Source organism: Cupriavidus sp. CPT47-8839-RL05A (assembly GCF_058792255.1).
Genome location: NZ_JBYTEG010000005.1, coordinates 259,333 through 273,415 on the forward strand (window position 1 = coordinate 259,333; position 14,083 = coordinate 273,415).

At 68.3% G+C, this 14,083-nt stretch carries 13 protein-coding genes; 5 read left to right on the top strand and 8 right to left on the bottom strand.

Annotation, left to right across the window (positions count from 1 at the left end; all coding sequences use genetic code 11):
• Positions 1-43: 43 nt before the first annotated feature.
• The 4 genes from AC3WVS_RS08120 to AC3WVS_RS08135 all read right to left on the bottom strand — a co-directional run bounded on the left by AC3WVS_RS08120 (position 44) and on the right by AC3WVS_RS08135 (position 4,377).
• A complete protein-coding gene (locus AC3WVS_RS08120) occupies positions 44-1,219 on the bottom strand; it encodes an L-rhamnonate dehydratase (RefSeq protein ID WP_492318161.1) in 1,176 nt (391 codons plus the stop codon).
• A 90-nt stretch (positions 1,220-1,309) separates the two neighbouring features.
• A complete protein-coding gene (locus tag AC3WVS_RS08125; RefSeq protein ID WP_492318162.1) occupies positions 1,310-2,326 on the bottom strand; it encodes a 4-hydroxythreonine-4-phosphate dehydrogenase PdxA in 1,017 nt (338 codons plus the stop codon).
• Between the two features lie 16 nt (positions 2,327-2,342).
• The gene (locus tag AC3WVS_RS08130; protein WP_035815870.1) at positions 2,343-3,311 is read right to left on the bottom strand and encodes a Bug family tripartite tricarboxylate transporter substrate binding protein; all 969 of its coding nucleotides are present in this window, start codon (positions 3,309-3,311) and stop codon (positions 2,343-2,345) included.
• A 109-nt stretch (positions 3,312-3,420) separates the two neighbouring features.
• On the bottom strand, positions 3,421-4,377 hold the full coding sequence (locus AC3WVS_RS08135) for a LysR substrate-binding domain-containing protein (RefSeq protein ID WP_492318163.1): 957 nt from the start codon (positions 4,375-4,377) through the stop codon (positions 3,421-3,423).
• A gap of 112 nt (positions 4,378-4,489) precedes the next feature.
• On the opposite strand from AC3WVS_RS08135, the gene AC3WVS_RS08140 reads away from it, so the two are divergent.
• Together AC3WVS_RS08140 and AC3WVS_RS08145 are read left to right on the top strand one after the other, a co-directional pair.
• On the top strand, positions 4,490-5,422 hold the full coding sequence (locus AC3WVS_RS08140) for a dihydrodipicolinate synthase family protein (protein WP_492318164.1): 933 nt from the start codon (positions 4,490-4,492) through the stop codon (positions 5,420-5,422).
• Between the two features lie 20 nt (positions 5,423-5,442).
• Entirely contained in the window at positions 5,443-7,026 is a 1,584-nt protein-coding gene (locus AC3WVS_RS08145) for an aldehyde dehydrogenase (NADP(+)) (RefSeq protein WP_492318165.1), read from the top strand.
• A gap of 3 nt (positions 7,027-7,029) precedes the next feature.
• Here the strand turns inward: AC3WVS_RS08145 and AC3WVS_RS08150 are convergent, their stop codons facing one another.
• Both AC3WVS_RS08150 and AC3WVS_RS08155 read right to left on the bottom strand, forming a co-directional pair.
• Positions 7,030-7,956, bottom strand: coding sequence for a LysR family transcriptional regulator (locus tag AC3WVS_RS08150; RefSeq protein WP_492318166.1), 927 nt, complete (start codon positions 7,954-7,956; stop codon positions 7,030-7,032).
• A gap of 125 nt (positions 7,957-8,081) precedes the next feature.
• A complete protein-coding gene (locus tag AC3WVS_RS08155; protein WP_492318167.1) occupies positions 8,082-8,567 on the bottom strand; it encodes a SixA phosphatase family protein in 486 nt (161 codons plus the stop codon).
• A 157-nt stretch (positions 8,568-8,724) separates the two neighbouring features.
• On the opposite strand from AC3WVS_RS08155, the gene AC3WVS_RS08160 reads away from it, so the two are divergent.
• Both AC3WVS_RS08160 and AC3WVS_RS08165 read left to right on the top strand, forming a co-directional pair.
• Positions 8,725-9,381 carry a dienelactone hydrolase family protein gene (locus AC3WVS_RS08160; RefSeq protein WP_492318168.1) on the top strand — a complete coding sequence of 219 codons (657 nt, stop codon included), beginning with the start codon at positions 8,725-8,727 and terminating at the stop codon, positions 9,379-9,381.
• Between the two features lie 111 nt (positions 9,382-9,492).
• On the top strand, positions 9,493-10,554 hold the full coding sequence (locus AC3WVS_RS08165) for a phytoene/squalene synthase family protein (protein ID WP_492318169.1): 1,062 nt from the start codon (positions 9,493-9,495) through the stop codon (positions 10,552-10,554).
• On the opposite strand, the gene AC3WVS_RS08170 is transcribed toward AC3WVS_RS08165, so the two are convergent.
• Positions 10,541-11,719 (bottom strand): FIST signal transduction protein, encoded by a 1,179-nt coding sequence (locus AC3WVS_RS08170; RefSeq protein WP_492318170.1) that lies wholly within the window; start codon positions 11,717-11,719, stop codon positions 10,541-10,543. The two genes, AC3WVS_RS08165 and AC3WVS_RS08170, sit on opposite strands and share 14 nt — an antisense overlap.
• A gap of 152 nt (positions 11,720-11,871) precedes the next feature.
• Positions 11,872-12,858, bottom strand: coding sequence for a Bug family tripartite tricarboxylate transporter substrate binding protein (locus AC3WVS_RS08175; RefSeq protein WP_035815884.1), 987 nt, complete (start codon positions 12,856-12,858; stop codon positions 11,872-11,874).
• A 199-nt stretch (positions 12,859-13,057) separates the two neighbouring features.
• Here AC3WVS_RS08175 and AC3WVS_RS08180 point away from each other — a divergent pair, with 199 nt between their 5' ends.
• Entirely contained in the window at positions 13,058-13,984 is a 927-nt protein-coding gene (locus AC3WVS_RS08180; RefSeq protein WP_492318171.1) for a LysR family transcriptional regulator, read from the top strand.
• The last annotated feature ends 99 nt before the right edge of the window (positions 13,985-14,083 follow it).

A 14,083-nucleotide genomic window follows, 5' to 3' on the forward strand; every position in this document is an offset into this window, starting at 1 on the left:
CATGGCGCGCTGCCCGGCCGGGCAGAGCCCGGCAACTGGCCCGTCAGCCGATGACGTCGAACTGGCTGAAGTACTCCTCGTTCAGCTCCAGGCCCAGCCCCGGCAGGTTGTCGTCGAGCTGCAGGTAGCCGTTGTCCGGCGCCGGATCGCCCTTGAAGATGTAGTAGAACAACTCATTGCCCACCTCCACGTCGTGCACGGGGAAGTACTCCGACATCGGCGAAGCCGTCGAGGCCATGGTCAGGTGGTAGTTATGCATCTGCCCCGCGTGCGGGATCACCGGCACCGACCAGGCCTCCGCCATGGCGTTGATCTTCTGCGCCGCGGTGATCCCGCCGACGCGGTTGGTGTCGTACTGGATCACGTCCACCGCGCGGCGCTCGAGCAGGTCCTTGAAGCCGTAAGAGGTGAATTCATGTTCACCGCCGGAGATCGGGAACGGGCTCGCCTTCTTCAGTTCGGCATAGCCTTCGATATCGTCGGCAATCACCGGCTCTTCCAGCCAGCGCGGGTTGAACTCGGCCAGGCGCGGCAGCATGCGGCGCGCGTATTCCAGCGTCCAGCCCATATAGCACTCCAGCATGATGTCGACGCCATCGCCGACCAGCTCGCGCAGCAGGCGCACCTGCTCGATGTTCTTCTGCATGCCGGCGGGGCCGTCCTTGGGGCCGTAGCCGAAGCGCATCTTCATCGCGGTGAAGCCCTGGTCGAGGTAGCGCTGCGCTTCTGCCAGGAAAGCGTCGCGGTCGTCATTGTTGTAGAGCTTGGAGGCATAGCACCAGATCTTTTCCTTGGTGCGCCCGCCCAGCAGCTTGAACACGGGCTTGCCAACCGCCTTGCCCATCAGGTCCCACAGCGCGATATCGACCGCCGAGATCGCCGCCATGCCGATGCCCTTGCGGCCCCAGGCATGGGTGCGGCGGTACATCTTCTGCCACAGGTATTCGTTGTCGAACGGGTCCTGGCCGATCACCACCGGTGCCAGGTACTGGTCAACGATCTCCTTGGCCACGCGCGGCGCCAGCGCGCAGTTGCCGATGCCGACCAGGCCGGTGTCGGTTTCCACTTCCACCACCAGCCAGCCATGGAAGCGGAACGAGCCCATGGCGTCGCCGCGCTCGAACAGGATGTCGGTGGCGTTGGTGCAGAAATGCGCCTGCGGCGGCACGGTCTTGCCCTTCCATTCAAAGACACGGGCGCGGACGTTGGTGATCTTCATGTTCAGCTCCTGATGGCGATGCGTTGGCGCGAACGCTCCCCGGCCGCGCCGGGGGCGGTCTTGCTGGATTTGGTGTGGTGAAAGTGGTGGCTAGGCTGTGGCGCGCCGCTGCGCACCCATGCGGCAGACGATCTGGAATGCCTGCAGCGTGGCGCCCGGATCGGCGCGGCCCTGCTGCGTGATGTCGAACGCGGTGCCGTGCGCGGGCGTGGTGATCGGCACCGGCAGCCCGCCCTGCACCGTCACGCCGCGCGAGAAGCCCATCAGCTTGATGCCGATCTGGCCCTGGTCGTGGTACATGGTGACGATGGCATCGAACTGCCGCTGCGACGGCCCGCCCTGCACCTTCAGGAAGATGGTGTCGGCCGGGAACGGACCGTCCGCCGCCACGCCGCGTTCACGCGCCGCGGCCACGGCCGGGGCGATCACGTCGATCTCCTCGCGGCCGAAGGCGCCGTTGTCGCCGTTGTGCGGGTTCAGGCCGCACACCGCGATGCGCGGGCGCGCCATGCCGGTGCGGCGCAGGGCCTGGTCGATCAGGTCGATGGCGCCGCCCACGCGTTCCTGCGTAATCATCGCCGGCACGTCCTTGAGCGCCACGTGCGAAGTCACGCGCGAGGTCCACAGCCCGTCCAGAACATTGAACTCGCAGAAGTTGCCGTGGTAGCGAAGCTGCTCGGCAAACCAGTGCAGCTCATCGCTGTGCGCCATGCCGGCGGCGTGCAGCGAGCTTTTGTTCAGCGGCCCGAACAGGATCGCGTCGGCGTGGCCCGCTTGCGCCAGCTGCAGTGCCAGCGCCAGCGTGCCCAGGCTGTAGCGCCCGCCCTCGGCACTGGCTTGGCCGCGCGCATATGCCGGGCGCTCCGGCAGCTGCCAGTGGTACAGGCGCGGCTTGCCATCATCGGCAAAGGCGGGGGCTTCGGTCTCGGCCAGCGCCAGGTCGACGCCTGCGATCCGCATGCCGTGGCGCCATTCGTCGCGGTCGGCGATCAGCAGGATCTCGGCCTGCGCGGCGGTCGCGGGGTCGGCCAGCAGCTTGGCGATCAGTTCAGGGCCGATGCCGGCGGGGTCGCCCAGCACCATGGCGATTCTTGGACGGGAATTCATTGGACTTCCGGGGTTGTTATTGGTCGAGCTTGACGCCCAGTTCAGCGATCAGCTTGCCATAGCGCACATACTCGGCACGCGAGAAGGCATCGAACTGCGCCGCGGTCAGCGCGCCGGGCACCGCGCCCACATCGGCCAGCCGGCGCACGGTGTCAGGGTCCTTGATCACCGTGGCCAGCGCGCTGCCCAGCTTCTGCAGCGTCGCGGGCGGCGTGCCGGCCGGCGCATAGACACCGTACCACGCACTCATCTGGATGCCGGGCACGCCCGCTTCAGCCAGCGTGGGCACGTTGGGCAGCAGCGCCGAGCGCTGGTCCGCGGTGACCGCCAGCGCGCGCAGCTTGCCGGCCTTGATATGGCTGATGACCGACGGCATGGTCTCGAAGCTCATGTCCACCTGCCCGCCCATCAGGTCCACCAGCGCACTGCTGCTGCTCTTGTACGGCACGTGCAGCAGCTTGCCCTTGATCTGCCGCGCGAAGGACGCGCCGGCCAGGTGCTGGGTGCTGCCGACGCCGGACGAGCTGTAGCGGAACTTGTCCGGATTGGCCTGGATCTGCGCCACCAGCGCCTTGACGTCGCGCGCCTGCACCTGGTTGTTGACCACCAGCACATTGGGCACCGACGACACCAGCGCCACCGGCGCCAGGTCCTTGAGCGGATCGAACTGCAGCTTGAGCAGGTGCGGGGCGATCGCTTGCGAAGTCACCACGCCCATCAGCAGCGTGTTGCCGTCCGGCGCCGCCTTGGCGGTGATGTCCGCGGCAATGGTGTTGGACGCGCCGGGGCGGTTGTCGACCACGACGGGCTGCTTCAGCTGCGCGGCGAGCTTGTCGGAGACGATGCGCGCCATCACGTCGGTGCCGCCGCCGGGCGCGGCACCCACCATCAGCCGCACCGGCCGTGTGTCCTGCGCCCAGGCATTGCCCGTGACTGCCGCCACCGTGGCCAGGCCGGCGAGTGCGCCGGCGATCCATGTCTTCATTGCTGTCTCCGTCGTTTTGCTGTCCGGCTCTGCGGCGCGGATGGGCAGACTATAGGAGCATCAGTGATTGGCCACTACTGATGTTTTTTGAACTGGCGATCACCTGGCGTTATACCTCGGCAGCCGCCTGCTGCGCAGTGCGCGGCAATGCCTTCAGGATCGCGACCAGCTGTCGCGCCGCCGCGGACAAGGCGCCGCCGCGCCGCGTCACGATGCCAAAAGTCTGCTGCCGCGACTGCAGCCGCACGGGCAGGATGCGCAGCATCTTCTGGCGCACGAACATCGCCGCCACGCCGGTCGGCAGCAGCGACACCAGCCCGGGGTCGCCCTGCAGCATGGCCACCGTGACGAAGGCCGACGAGGTCGAGATCGCATTGGCGGGGAAGCTCATGCCGGCCAGGTCCAGCTCGCGCTGCAGCAGCGCGTGCATGGGCATATGCCCGGCGTAGGTGATCCAGCGATAACCGGCGAGGTCGGCAAACCCCATCGCACGCGCGCGCGGCGCCGGATGCGAGTGCCCCACCACGACCGCGACCTGCTCATCGTCCAGCGGGTGGTAGTGGTAGCGGGCCGGCTCACCGCTGACCAGCGAGCGGCCGATCACCACGTCGAGGTGGCCGTCATCGAGCAGCCCCAGCAGGCGCAGGCTGGTGTCCTCGATGATCTCCAGCGCCAGTTCCGGCTGCGCCTGGCGCAACTGCGCCAGCGCCGGCACCAGCACCTCCGGCACCGCGCCCATGATCACGCCGATGGCCACGCGCCCGCCGCTGCCGGCGCGGATGCCCGCCACCTCCTCGCACATGGCGCCCAGGTCTGCCACCAGCTGGCGTGCGTGCCGGATCACGCAATGGCCGAAGGCATTGGGACGCATGCCGCGTCTGGAGCGCTCGAACAGCGGCGCTTCCAGCATGCCTTCCAGCTCCTGCAGCGACTTGCTGGCCGCCGACTGGGTCATCGCCATCGCCGCGGCGGCCTGGTGCAGGGAGGAATGCTCGTCCAGCGCGATCAGCAGTTGCAGCTGCTTCATGCGCAACCGGCCGGTCAGGGTGTCGAGGGTGGATTTCATGAAGGTTCTGTGAGTCGCAAAAGCGATCACCAGATGGAAAGGTTTCAATATACAGCCAGGGGGGCGGCTCGTATATTGGCCCGAACCAATTCACAAGCAGCCGGAGGAGACCATGACCCGCACCCCAGCCCCCACCGTCTACCGCGGCGTATTCCCGGTAGCGCCCACCATCTTCGACGCCCAGGGCGGCCTCGACCTCGACGGCCAGCGCCGCTGCATCGACTTCATGATCGATGCGGGGTCGCACGGCATCTGCATCCTGGCCAACTTCTCCGAGCAGTTCGTGCTGAGCGACGACGAGCGCAACGTGCTGATGAAGACCGTGCTGGAACACGTGGACGGCCGGGTGCCGGTGATCGTCACCACCACGCATTTCAGCTCGCGCCTGTGCGCCGAGCGCAGCCGCGCGGCGCAGGATGCGGGCGCGGCCATGGTGATGGTGATGCCGCCCTACCACGGCGCCACCATCCGCGTGCCCGAGCGCAGCATCTATGAATTCTTCGCCACGGTCTCGGATGCCATCGACATCCCCATCATGATCCAGGACGCGCCGGTCAGCGGCACCACGCTGAGCGCACCGTTCCTGGCGCGCATGGCGCGCGAGATCGGCAATGTGTCGTACTTCAAGATCGAAGTGCCGCAGGCCGCGGCCAAGCTGCGCGAGCTGATCGAACTGGGCGGCGACGCCATCGTCGGCCCCTGGGACGGCGAAGAGGCCATCACGCTGATGGCCGACCTGGAAGCGGGCGCTACGGGTGCGATGACGGGTGCGGGCTTCCCCGACGGCATCCGCCAGATCCTCGATGCCTGGCAGGCCGGCGATGCCGAACTGGCCGCGCAGCGCTACCAGCAATGGCTGCCGCTGATCAATTATGAAAACCGGCAAGGCTGGCTGGCCACCAGCAAGGTGCTGATGCAGGCAGGCGGCGTGATCGCGTCGGACGCGGTGCGCCATCCGCTGCAGCCGATGCACCCGGCCACCCGCGAAGGGCTGCTGAAGATTGCGCGGAGGCTGGATCCGCTGGTGTTGCGCTGGGCCCGCTGATCTCATCGAAAGGACAAGGCATGACAATCTCAGGCGAACTCCTGATCGGCCGCCGCGCTGAACGCGGCGGCAACGGCACCATCCACGCCATCGACGCGGCCACCGGAGCCACCCTCGAACCGGCATTCGGCGGCGCCACGCCCGCACAGCTGGACCAGGCCTGCGCGCTGGCATGGCAGGCATTCGACACCTACCGCGAGACCACGCCCGAGCGGCGCGCCGATTTCCTCGAAGCCATCGCCGCCAACATCCTGGCGCTGGGCGATACCCTGATCGACCGCTGCACCACCGAATCCGGCCTGCCGCGCGCCCGCATCGAAGGCGAGCGCGGCCGCACCGTGGGGCAGTTGCGCATGTTCGCAAGCCTGCTGCGCCAGGGCGACTTCCTTGAACTGCGCGTCGACCCCGCGCTACCTGAACGCAAGCCGCTGCCGCGCGTCGACCTGCGCCTGCGCCATATCGCGCTGGGGCCGGTAGCAGTATTCGGCGCCAGCAACTTCCCGCTGGCATTCTCGGTGGCCGGCGGCGATACCGCCTCGGCCCTGGCCGCGGGCTGCCCGGTCGTCGTGAAGGCGCATCCGGCGCACCCGGGCACATCGGAGCTGGTCGGCCGCGCCATCCGCAAGGCCGTCGACGACATGGACCTGCCCGAAGGCACCTTCTCGCTGCTGTTCGATGCCGGGCTGGAGGTCGGGCAAGGGCTGGTGGCCGACCCGCGCATCAAGGCCGTCGGCTTCACCGGCTCACGCGCCGGCGGCATGGCGCTGATGGCGATCGCGGCGGCACGGTCCGAGCCGATCCCCGTGTTTGCCGAGATGAGCAGCATCAACCCGGTACTCCTGTTCCCGCACGCACTGGCCAATCGCGCCGAAGCCATCGGCACGGCGTTTGCGGATTCGCTGATGCTGGGCGCGGGGCAGTTCTGCACCAACCCCGGCCTGGTGCTGGCGGTTGCGGGGGATGACCTGGAGCGCTTCCTGCATGCCGCGGCTGCGCGGCTGGGGGCGCTGCCGGCTGCGACCATGCTGACGCCCGGCATCCATCGTGCCTATTGCGCCGGCGTCGATAGGCTCGCTGGCCATGCGCAAGTGCAGACCGTTGCGCGTGGCGCGGCGGGATCGGCTGCACAGGGACGGGCCGCGCTGTTCGCCACCGACGCCGGTGCCTTCCTGGCCGACGAAGCGCTGCGCCACGAAGTCTTCGGCGCCGCCTCGCTGGTCGTGCGCTGCCGCGACCTCACCGAGATGCGGCGCGTCATCGACGCACTGGAAGGCCAGCTGACCGCCGCCCTCCATATCGACGATGCCGACCACGACGCCGCCCGCACCTTCCTGCCCGCGCTGGAACGCCTGGCGGGACGCATCCTGGTCAATGGCTTCGGCACGGGCGTGGAGGTCGGGCATGCGATGGTGCATGGCGGGCCCTGGCCGGCAACGTCCGACGGCCGCAGCACCTCGGTCGGCAGCCTGGCCATCGCGCGCTTCCTGCGCCCGGTCAGCTACCAGGACATGCCGCCCGGCCTGCTGCCCGCGTCGCTGCGCCCGGACAGCCCGCAACGCCACGCGTGGCGCCTCGACGGCAAGCGCCAAGGCATGCCCGGCTGAGGCTCATCTCGACAACGCCCGCAACGCATCGATCAGCAGGCTCATCGATGCCGTCGGCGGGCGGCCCCGCCGCGTGACGATGCCATAGGGCCCCAGCTTGCGCGGCAGGGGCAGCGGCAATACCGCCAGCGCGCCAAGCCTGCCGTAGTAGGCGGCGACCGACTCCGGCAGCACCGCGATCAGTTCGCTGTCCGCCAGCAACGACGTGGTCATCAGCACCGCCGCGGTCTCGATGGTCGACGGCGGCGCCGGCACGCCGGCATCCTCGAACGAGCGGTCGATCAGCGCGCGCATCGGGCTGGGGCGCGGCTGCATGATCCACGGGTAGCCCGTCAGTTCCTCGAACGACAGCTTGCGGCGCCGCGCCAGCGGGTGCTGCGGCCCGACCACGATGGCCAGACCCTCGTCGCCCAGTTGCTCGAAGTCCAGCCCGCTGCTGTCCCAGCCATCCGGCACGCGCCCCAGCACGATATCGAGCTGGTCGCGCTCAAGCTGCGGCATCAGCACATCGCTGGTCTCCACGTGCACCGCCACCTCCAGCCGCGGATGATCGCGATTGAGCTGCCGGATCACGTCGGCAAGCAGCCCCGGCGTGGGCGCCATCACCGCCCCGACCCGCACGCGTCCGATCTTGCCGGACTCCAGCGCCACCAGTTCATCGCGCAGCCCGCCCATGTCGGCAAACACCAGCCGGGCATAGCGCGTGGCCGCCAGCCCGAAGCGCGTGGCCCGCAGCCCGCGCGCATGGCGCTCGAACAGCGGCACGCCGAGCAGGTCTTCCATGTCCTGCAGCATCTTGCTGACCGCGGGCTGCGTGAGCGTCAGCGCCTCGGCGGCCTGGCGCAGGGAGCCGCGCTCCTCCACCGCCAGCAGCAGGCGCAGGTGCTGCATTTTCAGGCGGCCGTGGAGGGTGCTGACGGGTGGGATCATGGGTGGGACCAAGCGTAGGGAAGCGTGAGGGCAGGCTTTCGCCTGCGATCACAAATTCTTATCGCTTCGCCCCGTATGGTCAAGCCGGATATATCACTGTCACGCCGACGGCAGCCGGCATCGGATTACTTCTTTGGCGATTCCAGCGTGACTTTCGAGGGGGTGATTTCGCCGACATCCTCCCACGCCTTAGTGTCGAAGCGGAATCTGGCGACGGCGCAGGTCGGCATGTCGGTGATCTCGTCCGACAAGCGATGCGCGAAGTCGGTGAACTCGGGGTTGTGACCGAACAGCATCACGCAATCTAGCTTCTTGTCGAGCGCACGAACGACGGCCAGCAACGCCTCCGCGCTGGTGGCATACAGCTGGTCATCGAGCGCGATGTCCTTGCGTGCATAGCCGAGCTCGTCGGCAATCAGTTGCGCTGTCGTCAGCGCACGCAGGGCCGGACTCGACAGGAGCAGGTCGGGCTTCAGCTTGCGCTCGGCCAGGCGCTTGCCCATTTCCGGGGCGTCTTGCAGGCCACGGTCATTCAGGGGGCGCTCACGGTCGGGCAAGGAGGGATCGTCTTTGCTTGACTTGGCATGCCGGACGAGAAACAGGGTCTTCATGTTTCCTCCTGATCCAGAGGATTGATGTCGATTGCGCGCGCCAGGAGACCTGCACACGGCGACTGGCCTCGCCGCCACGCCCGCCCTATAGTGGACTTGGATGGGCGCGATTGCAACGCGATGCACGTCTACGCACCACCCGTCGGAGGACTGCGCCATGCCGAGCAATTCAGAAGCCATCGAGGTTGTGATCCCGGCCGGCGGCGTGGACCTGCAAGGCATACTCACGTTGCCGCCCGGCGCGGTCGCATTGGTATTGTTTGCGCACGGCACGGGCAGTTCCCGGCTTAGCCCGCGCAATCGATATGTGGCCGCGGAGCTCAATCGCTGCGGCATGGCAACGCTGCTGATGGACCTGCTGCTGCCGGACGAAGACCAGGTGCAGGCCATCCGCTTCGACGTCGAGCTCCTGGCAACACGGCTGGCGCAGGCAACCAGCTGGGTGGCGCGGCAGCAAGCCGTGCCACAGCGGTTCGGCTACTTCGGCGCCAGCGTTGGTGGCGCCGCGTCGATCCGTGCCGCATGCCAGTCGTCTGTCCCGATACACGCCGTCGTTTCGCGCGGGGGCCGGGTCGACCTGGCGGGCCCCGACGCCCTTGCGAAACTGCTTGCGCCCACCATGCTGATCATCGGCGGGCTGGACCTGAGCGTCCTGGAACGCAATGAATCGGCCTATGCCCAGCTGACATGCACCAAGAAGCTGGTGATCGTGCCCGGCGCCTCCCATTTGTTCGAGGAGCCCGGCGCACTGGAATCGGTCGCTCGCCTGGCGGCGCAGTGGTTCGAGCGCTATCTCGGCAAGGACTCGCCCTGAACAGGGCCAGCAGTCTGCCCCTGGCGTCGAAGGTACAATGCCCTGGCCCGGCCTGACGGCCACCCGGGCATTGTCACTTTCGCCAACCTCCCAGGGAACAGGACACCACCCATGCGCGAACCCAGCCGGGCGTTCCTCCTCGGTCCGCTGCTCAAAGGCGTCTCGCGTTCGTTCTATCTCACGCTGCGCGTGCTGCCCGAGCGGATGCGCGATCCGGTCGGCCTGGCCTATCTGCTGGCGCGTGCCGCCGACACGATTGCCGATACCTCGCTGATCCCGCCACAACGGCGCCTGGCGCTGCTGTTGTCGTTGCGCGACCAGGTCAACGGTGCAACCACAGACATGGCGCTGGCCGACAGCATCGCAACCGAGGTGGCTGGCCGGCAGGAACAGTCGGACGAGCGCATCCTGCTCGAGTCACTGGGCCCTGCGCTGGCGGTGCTGGCGCAGCTGGAGCCGGACGACCGGCAAGCGGTACTGCAGATCGTATCGACCCTGAGCGAGGGCATGGAATTTGACCTGCGCACCTTCCCCGATGAAAACGCAGGCCGCATCGTCGCACTGCGCGAGCCGGAAGAGCTTGACCGTTACACGTACCTGGTCGCCGGATGCGTGGGCGAGTTCTGGACCAGCATGACCGCCGCGCACACGCCTGGCGCGATCGGCAAGCCCGACGCCATGCTGCGCCGCGGGGTCCGCTTCGGCAAAGCCTTGCAGATGACCAATGTGCTGCGGGACTGCGGCAAGGACCTGCGCATCGGCCGCTGCTATCTTCCGGCCACGATGCTGCACCAGCATGGCCTGAGCCCGCAGGATCTGCTGCTGCCGGACGCCTCGCTGCGCGCGCGGGCCTTGATGCTCGAGCTCGTGCGCAAGACGCTGGACCACTTTTGCGAGGCCATGGCGTACACGCTTGCCATTCACCCGCGTTTTATCCGGCTGCGGCTGGCTTGCCTGTGGCCCGTCCTTATCGGCATGGAAACGCTGTTGCTGCTGGTGCGCAACGACGACTGGCTGGACCCGGCAAAGGCGTCCAGACTGCAGCGCGGCAAGGTGTATCGGATCATTGCGTATTCGCTGCCGATGGTCCTGTCGAACAGCCTGTTGCGCATCTGGTTTGCGCGCCAGATGCGCAACATCGATGCAGTCATTCGCGGATTCAATGGCCGGTGAATACCGTCAGCACCCCCGTATAGCCATAGAGGTGATCCCTTGCGATCTCGCCGCCGGCAAAGAAGCCAGCCAGCGGCAGGTCGCCAAGCGCGCGGCGTACGGTCTGCAGCTCGGCATGCGGCGCGCCGAAATGCGGCCCGCCCCGGCCTGAGCAACTGATGTAAAGCGCGCCACGTGCGCGGCTGCCGCCGCGTTCGATCTCCGTGCGGATCTCGGTGGCGACGCGCACCAGGTCCGCGCGCGCCGCGTCAGCATTGCGCATGCAGAAAGCCAGCCGCATGCCGGGCTCGACCATGTCGGCCAACGCCAGCATGCGATGCTGCACGTCCAGGCCGATCAGGTGGCGCACCAGCGTGTCCGAGCCGAACCTGCCGGGCAGCACCGGGGCATCGTCGGCGGCTGAATTCAGGCCGGCCAGCGTTCCGGCCAGCGCCTCCGCCATGGTCTCCACCTGGGCATCGCGCTCGACGCCCAGGTCATTCAGGATGCAATCCAGGGCCGGCTTGCCGTCCAGCTCGAACAGGAGGTTGTGATCGCTGCGCGTCACGGCGCGCACCGGCCCGATCGGCTGGCAGCCCTGCGTGACGCGGGAGACCAGTTCGATCCCGGGGCCGAACAGCACGCCCGACAGCCCACCGGAGAAGACGCCATCGGCAATATGCAAGGTACGGTTGCGGGCCGACGACAAGCCGCCGAACAGGTAACCGGTGGCCGTGCGCGCGCTCAGCTCGTGCAACAGGTCCTGCACGTCCGGCGTACTGCCCTCGGCATGCACCAGCGCGGTATGGGGAACGAAGCCGGAAGACGCCGGCGGCAAGGGCTGGCGCCCGGAAAACAGCTGGAACGCATCGCGCGGAAACGGCGCCGCCATCAGCACCATGGCCGGCTCGTCGAAATACTCCTTGCCGCTGGCGGATACGCCCAGGCCGACCGTGCCGACCCAGGACACGCCGGGCCAGTTCTGCTGCAGCGCGGCAAGGATGGCCTCGGCGGCCAGCGCGTAGTAGTCGCTCAGGTAGCACCAGCCGAGCGTGAGCGGCGGCGCGTTGTCTGCCTTCGCCTGGCGCAGGAAATCCTGCGTGTCCAGCTGGCGCTGGCAGTCCGCCAGCGCGACCTGCCATTCGACGTGGGCCGCGTCAGCGTGAACGAAGGAAAGGTCATGCATTTTGGGATCCTCCGTATTCAGGCTGGCGACATCCATTGGACTGTTGCCGGCAAGGGGTGTTCAGCCCCCGTTCTGGCAGCCGGTCGGCTGCCGCGGCCGCTCCTGCGCGATCTCCTCCTGTAACGCCAGCGCCGCCCTTGTGAGCGAGGCCGTTACTCCGCCTTCGCCCCCGATTCCCGCGCCACCTTGCCCCACTTGTCGGTTTCGGCGCGGATAAAGGCAGCAAGCTGCGTTGGCGTCATGTCACCAGCGGTCACGCCCTGCTCGTCAAACCGCTTCTGCACCTCCGGCGCCTTCAGCAGCTTGCCCAGCTCCGCCGAGACGCGCTGCTCGATCGCCGCGGGCGTGCCGCGCGGCGCCATCAGCGCGAACCATGTGGTGACTTCATAGCCCCTGACGCCGCTCTCCGCCAGCGTCGGCACGCCGGGATAGGCGGCGGAACGCTTCGCGGTGGTGACCGCCAGCGCCCGGACCTTGCCGCTGCGCACGTGCTGCGACGCTGACGGGCTGGTCTCGATCGCCATCTGGATCTGGCCCGCGATCAGGTCGGTCATCATCGGCGCGCCGCCCTTATACGGCACATGCGCAATGTCGGTGCCGGTCAGCGCGCGGAACAGCTCGCCGGACAGGTGCTCGGTGCTGCCGATGCCGGCCGAGCCGTAGTTGACCTTGCCGGGATGCGCCTTGATATAGGCGATCAGGTCGGACACGGACTTCACCGGGATCGCAGGATTGACCACCAGCACATTGGGCGTCAGCGCCACCAGGCCCACCGGATCGAGGTCGCGCGTGAACTCGTAGGGAAGGCTCTTGTAGATGGCCGGCGCCATGGTGTGGGCCACGGTGGCCAGCAGGAAGGTGTAGCCGTCGGCCGGCGCGCGCGCCACGTTGGCCGCGCCGAGGGTGCCGCCGGCGCCGGGGCGGTTGTCCACCACCACCGGCTGCTGCAGCGCCTCGCCCAGCTTCTGGCCGATGGTGCGGGCGAGGATGTCAGTGGTGCCGCCGCTGGCGAAGGGCACTACCAGGGTGATCGGCTTGGCCGGCCAGTTGTCCGCGGCGAACGCGGCGGGCGCGCCCAGTACAGCGGTACCGGCGAGGCCGGCCACCACGGCGCGGCGCATGCGCGAAACGGTTGTCATGCAGTCTCCTTTGCGGGAAGTCATGTTGTTATGGAATGGCGGCTGCGTAGTGTCGCTTCCGCCGGTTTCTGACCGGTGCGACTCTACGCAGCCGCTGGCAAGCGCGCCATCGGGCGGGCGTTAACGGGTCTTCAGGATTCGTGAACTGCGGCAGGTTTTCCGCTACCATGCGGGCAAATTGCGGCAGCGGGGACGCGACATGGAACTGAGGCAACTGCGCTACTTCGTCAGCGTGATCGAGCATGGCAGCATGGGCAAGGCGGCGCTGGAGCTGGGCGTGGTCACGTCCGCGCTGAGCCAGCAGATCAGCCGGCTGGAGAGCGAGCTGTCGACGCGGCTGCTGCAGCGCACTTCCACCGGCGTGGTTGCCACCGATGCCGGGCTGGCCTTCTGGCGCCAGGCCCAGTTGGCGCTGCGCCATATCGACGATGCCGCGCAGGCCGCGCGGCAGGCGCGCCTGTCGGGCCATGTCAGCGTGGGCCTGCCGCCCAGCACCGCCGCGGTGCTGGCGCTGCCCTTCATGCAGGCCATGCGCGAGCGCTACCCCGACGTGCGGCTGCGCATGGTGGAGAGCCTGTCCGGCTACCTCGGCACGATGCTGAGCGCGCGCCAGATCGACCTGGCGGTGCTGTTCAGCGAGGAGCCCGCGCAGCGCTGGAGCGTGCTGCCGCTGCTCGATGAGCGCCTGTTCGTGATCGGCGCCGAGGGGCTGGCCGGCATGCCGCGCGGCGAGCAGACCTCGGTGGCGGCACTTGGCAAGCTGCCGCTGATCCTGCCCAGCGGCTCGCACGGGCTGCGCGCGCTGGTCGCCGCGTGCTTTCGCCAGGCGAAGCGCGAGCCCCAGGTGGTGGCGGAGATCGACGGGCTGGCGATCCTGATGGACGCCGTGCGCGGTGGCCTGGGCGCCACCATCCAGCCGGGCGCGGCGCTGGCGCGCAGCCATGGCACGCCCTACCGCAGCATACTGGTCACCGACGCCGGCGCCACGCGGCCCAACCTGCTGGTCAGCCTGTCCGACGATGAACTGTCGCCGGCGGGCCTGGCCGCGCGCGTGGTGCTGGCCGACGTCGCCACCACGCTGGTGCGCGAGGGGCGCTGGCCCGGCGCCACGTTGCGCCCGCGCTGACCCGGCTGTGCCCAGGCCGGGCTTCACGAAAGCTGAAGCCCCCTTGCCGCGCCCCTGCTGGCGCCCGCCCGCCTTGCCCGCCAAGATGGCGCCAGCAAG

Excerpts from the sequence above, each read along its gene's own strand:
- AC3WVS_RS08120 (WP_492318161.1), bottom strand. The coding sequence starts at position 1,219 with ATGAAGATCACCAACGTCCGCGCCCGTGTCTTTGAATGGAAGGGCAAG.
- AC3WVS_RS08125 (WP_492318162.1), bottom strand. The coding sequence starts at position 2,326 with ATGAATTCCCGTCCAAGAATCGCCATGGTGCTGGGCGACCCCGCCGGC.
- AC3WVS_RS08130 (WP_035815870.1), bottom strand. The coding sequence starts at position 3,311 with ATGAAGACATGGATCGCCGGCGCACTCGCCGGCCTGGCCACGGTGGCG.
- AC3WVS_RS08135 (WP_492318163.1), bottom strand. The coding sequence starts at position 4,377 with ATGAAATCCACCCTCGACACCCTGACCGGCCGGTTGCGCATGAAGCAG.
- AC3WVS_RS08140 (WP_492318164.1), top strand. The coding sequence starts at position 4,490 with ATGACCCGCACCCCAGCCCCCACCGTCTACCGCGGCGTATTCCCGGTA.
- AC3WVS_RS08145 (WP_492318165.1), top strand. The coding sequence starts at position 5,443 with ATGACAATCTCAGGCGAACTCCTGATCGGCCGCCGCGCTGAACGCGGC.
- AC3WVS_RS08150 (WP_492318166.1), bottom strand. The coding sequence starts at position 7,956 with ATGATCCCACCCGTCAGCACCCTCCACGGCCGCCTGAAAATGCAGCAC.
- AC3WVS_RS08155 (WP_492318167.1), bottom strand. The coding sequence starts at position 8,567 with ATGAAGACCCTGTTTCTCGTCCGGCATGCCAAGTCAAGCAAAGACGAT.
- AC3WVS_RS08160 (WP_492318168.1), top strand. The coding sequence starts at position 8,725 with ATGCCGAGCAATTCAGAAGCCATCGAGGTTGTGATCCCGGCCGGCGGC.
- AC3WVS_RS08165 (WP_492318169.1), top strand. The coding sequence starts at position 9,493 with ATGCGCGAACCCAGCCGGGCGTTCCTCCTCGGTCCGCTGCTCAAAGGC.
- AC3WVS_RS08170 (WP_492318170.1), bottom strand. The coding sequence starts at position 11,719 with ATGCATGACCTTTCCTTCGTTCACGCTGACGCGGCCCACGTCGAATGG.
- AC3WVS_RS08175 (WP_035815884.1), bottom strand. The coding sequence starts at position 12,858 with ATGACAACCGTTTCGCGCATGCGCCGCGCCGTGGTGGCCGGCCTCGCC.
- AC3WVS_RS08180 (WP_492318171.1), top strand. The coding sequence starts at position 13,058 with ATGGAACTGAGGCAACTGCGCTACTTCGTCAGCGTGATCGAGCATGGC.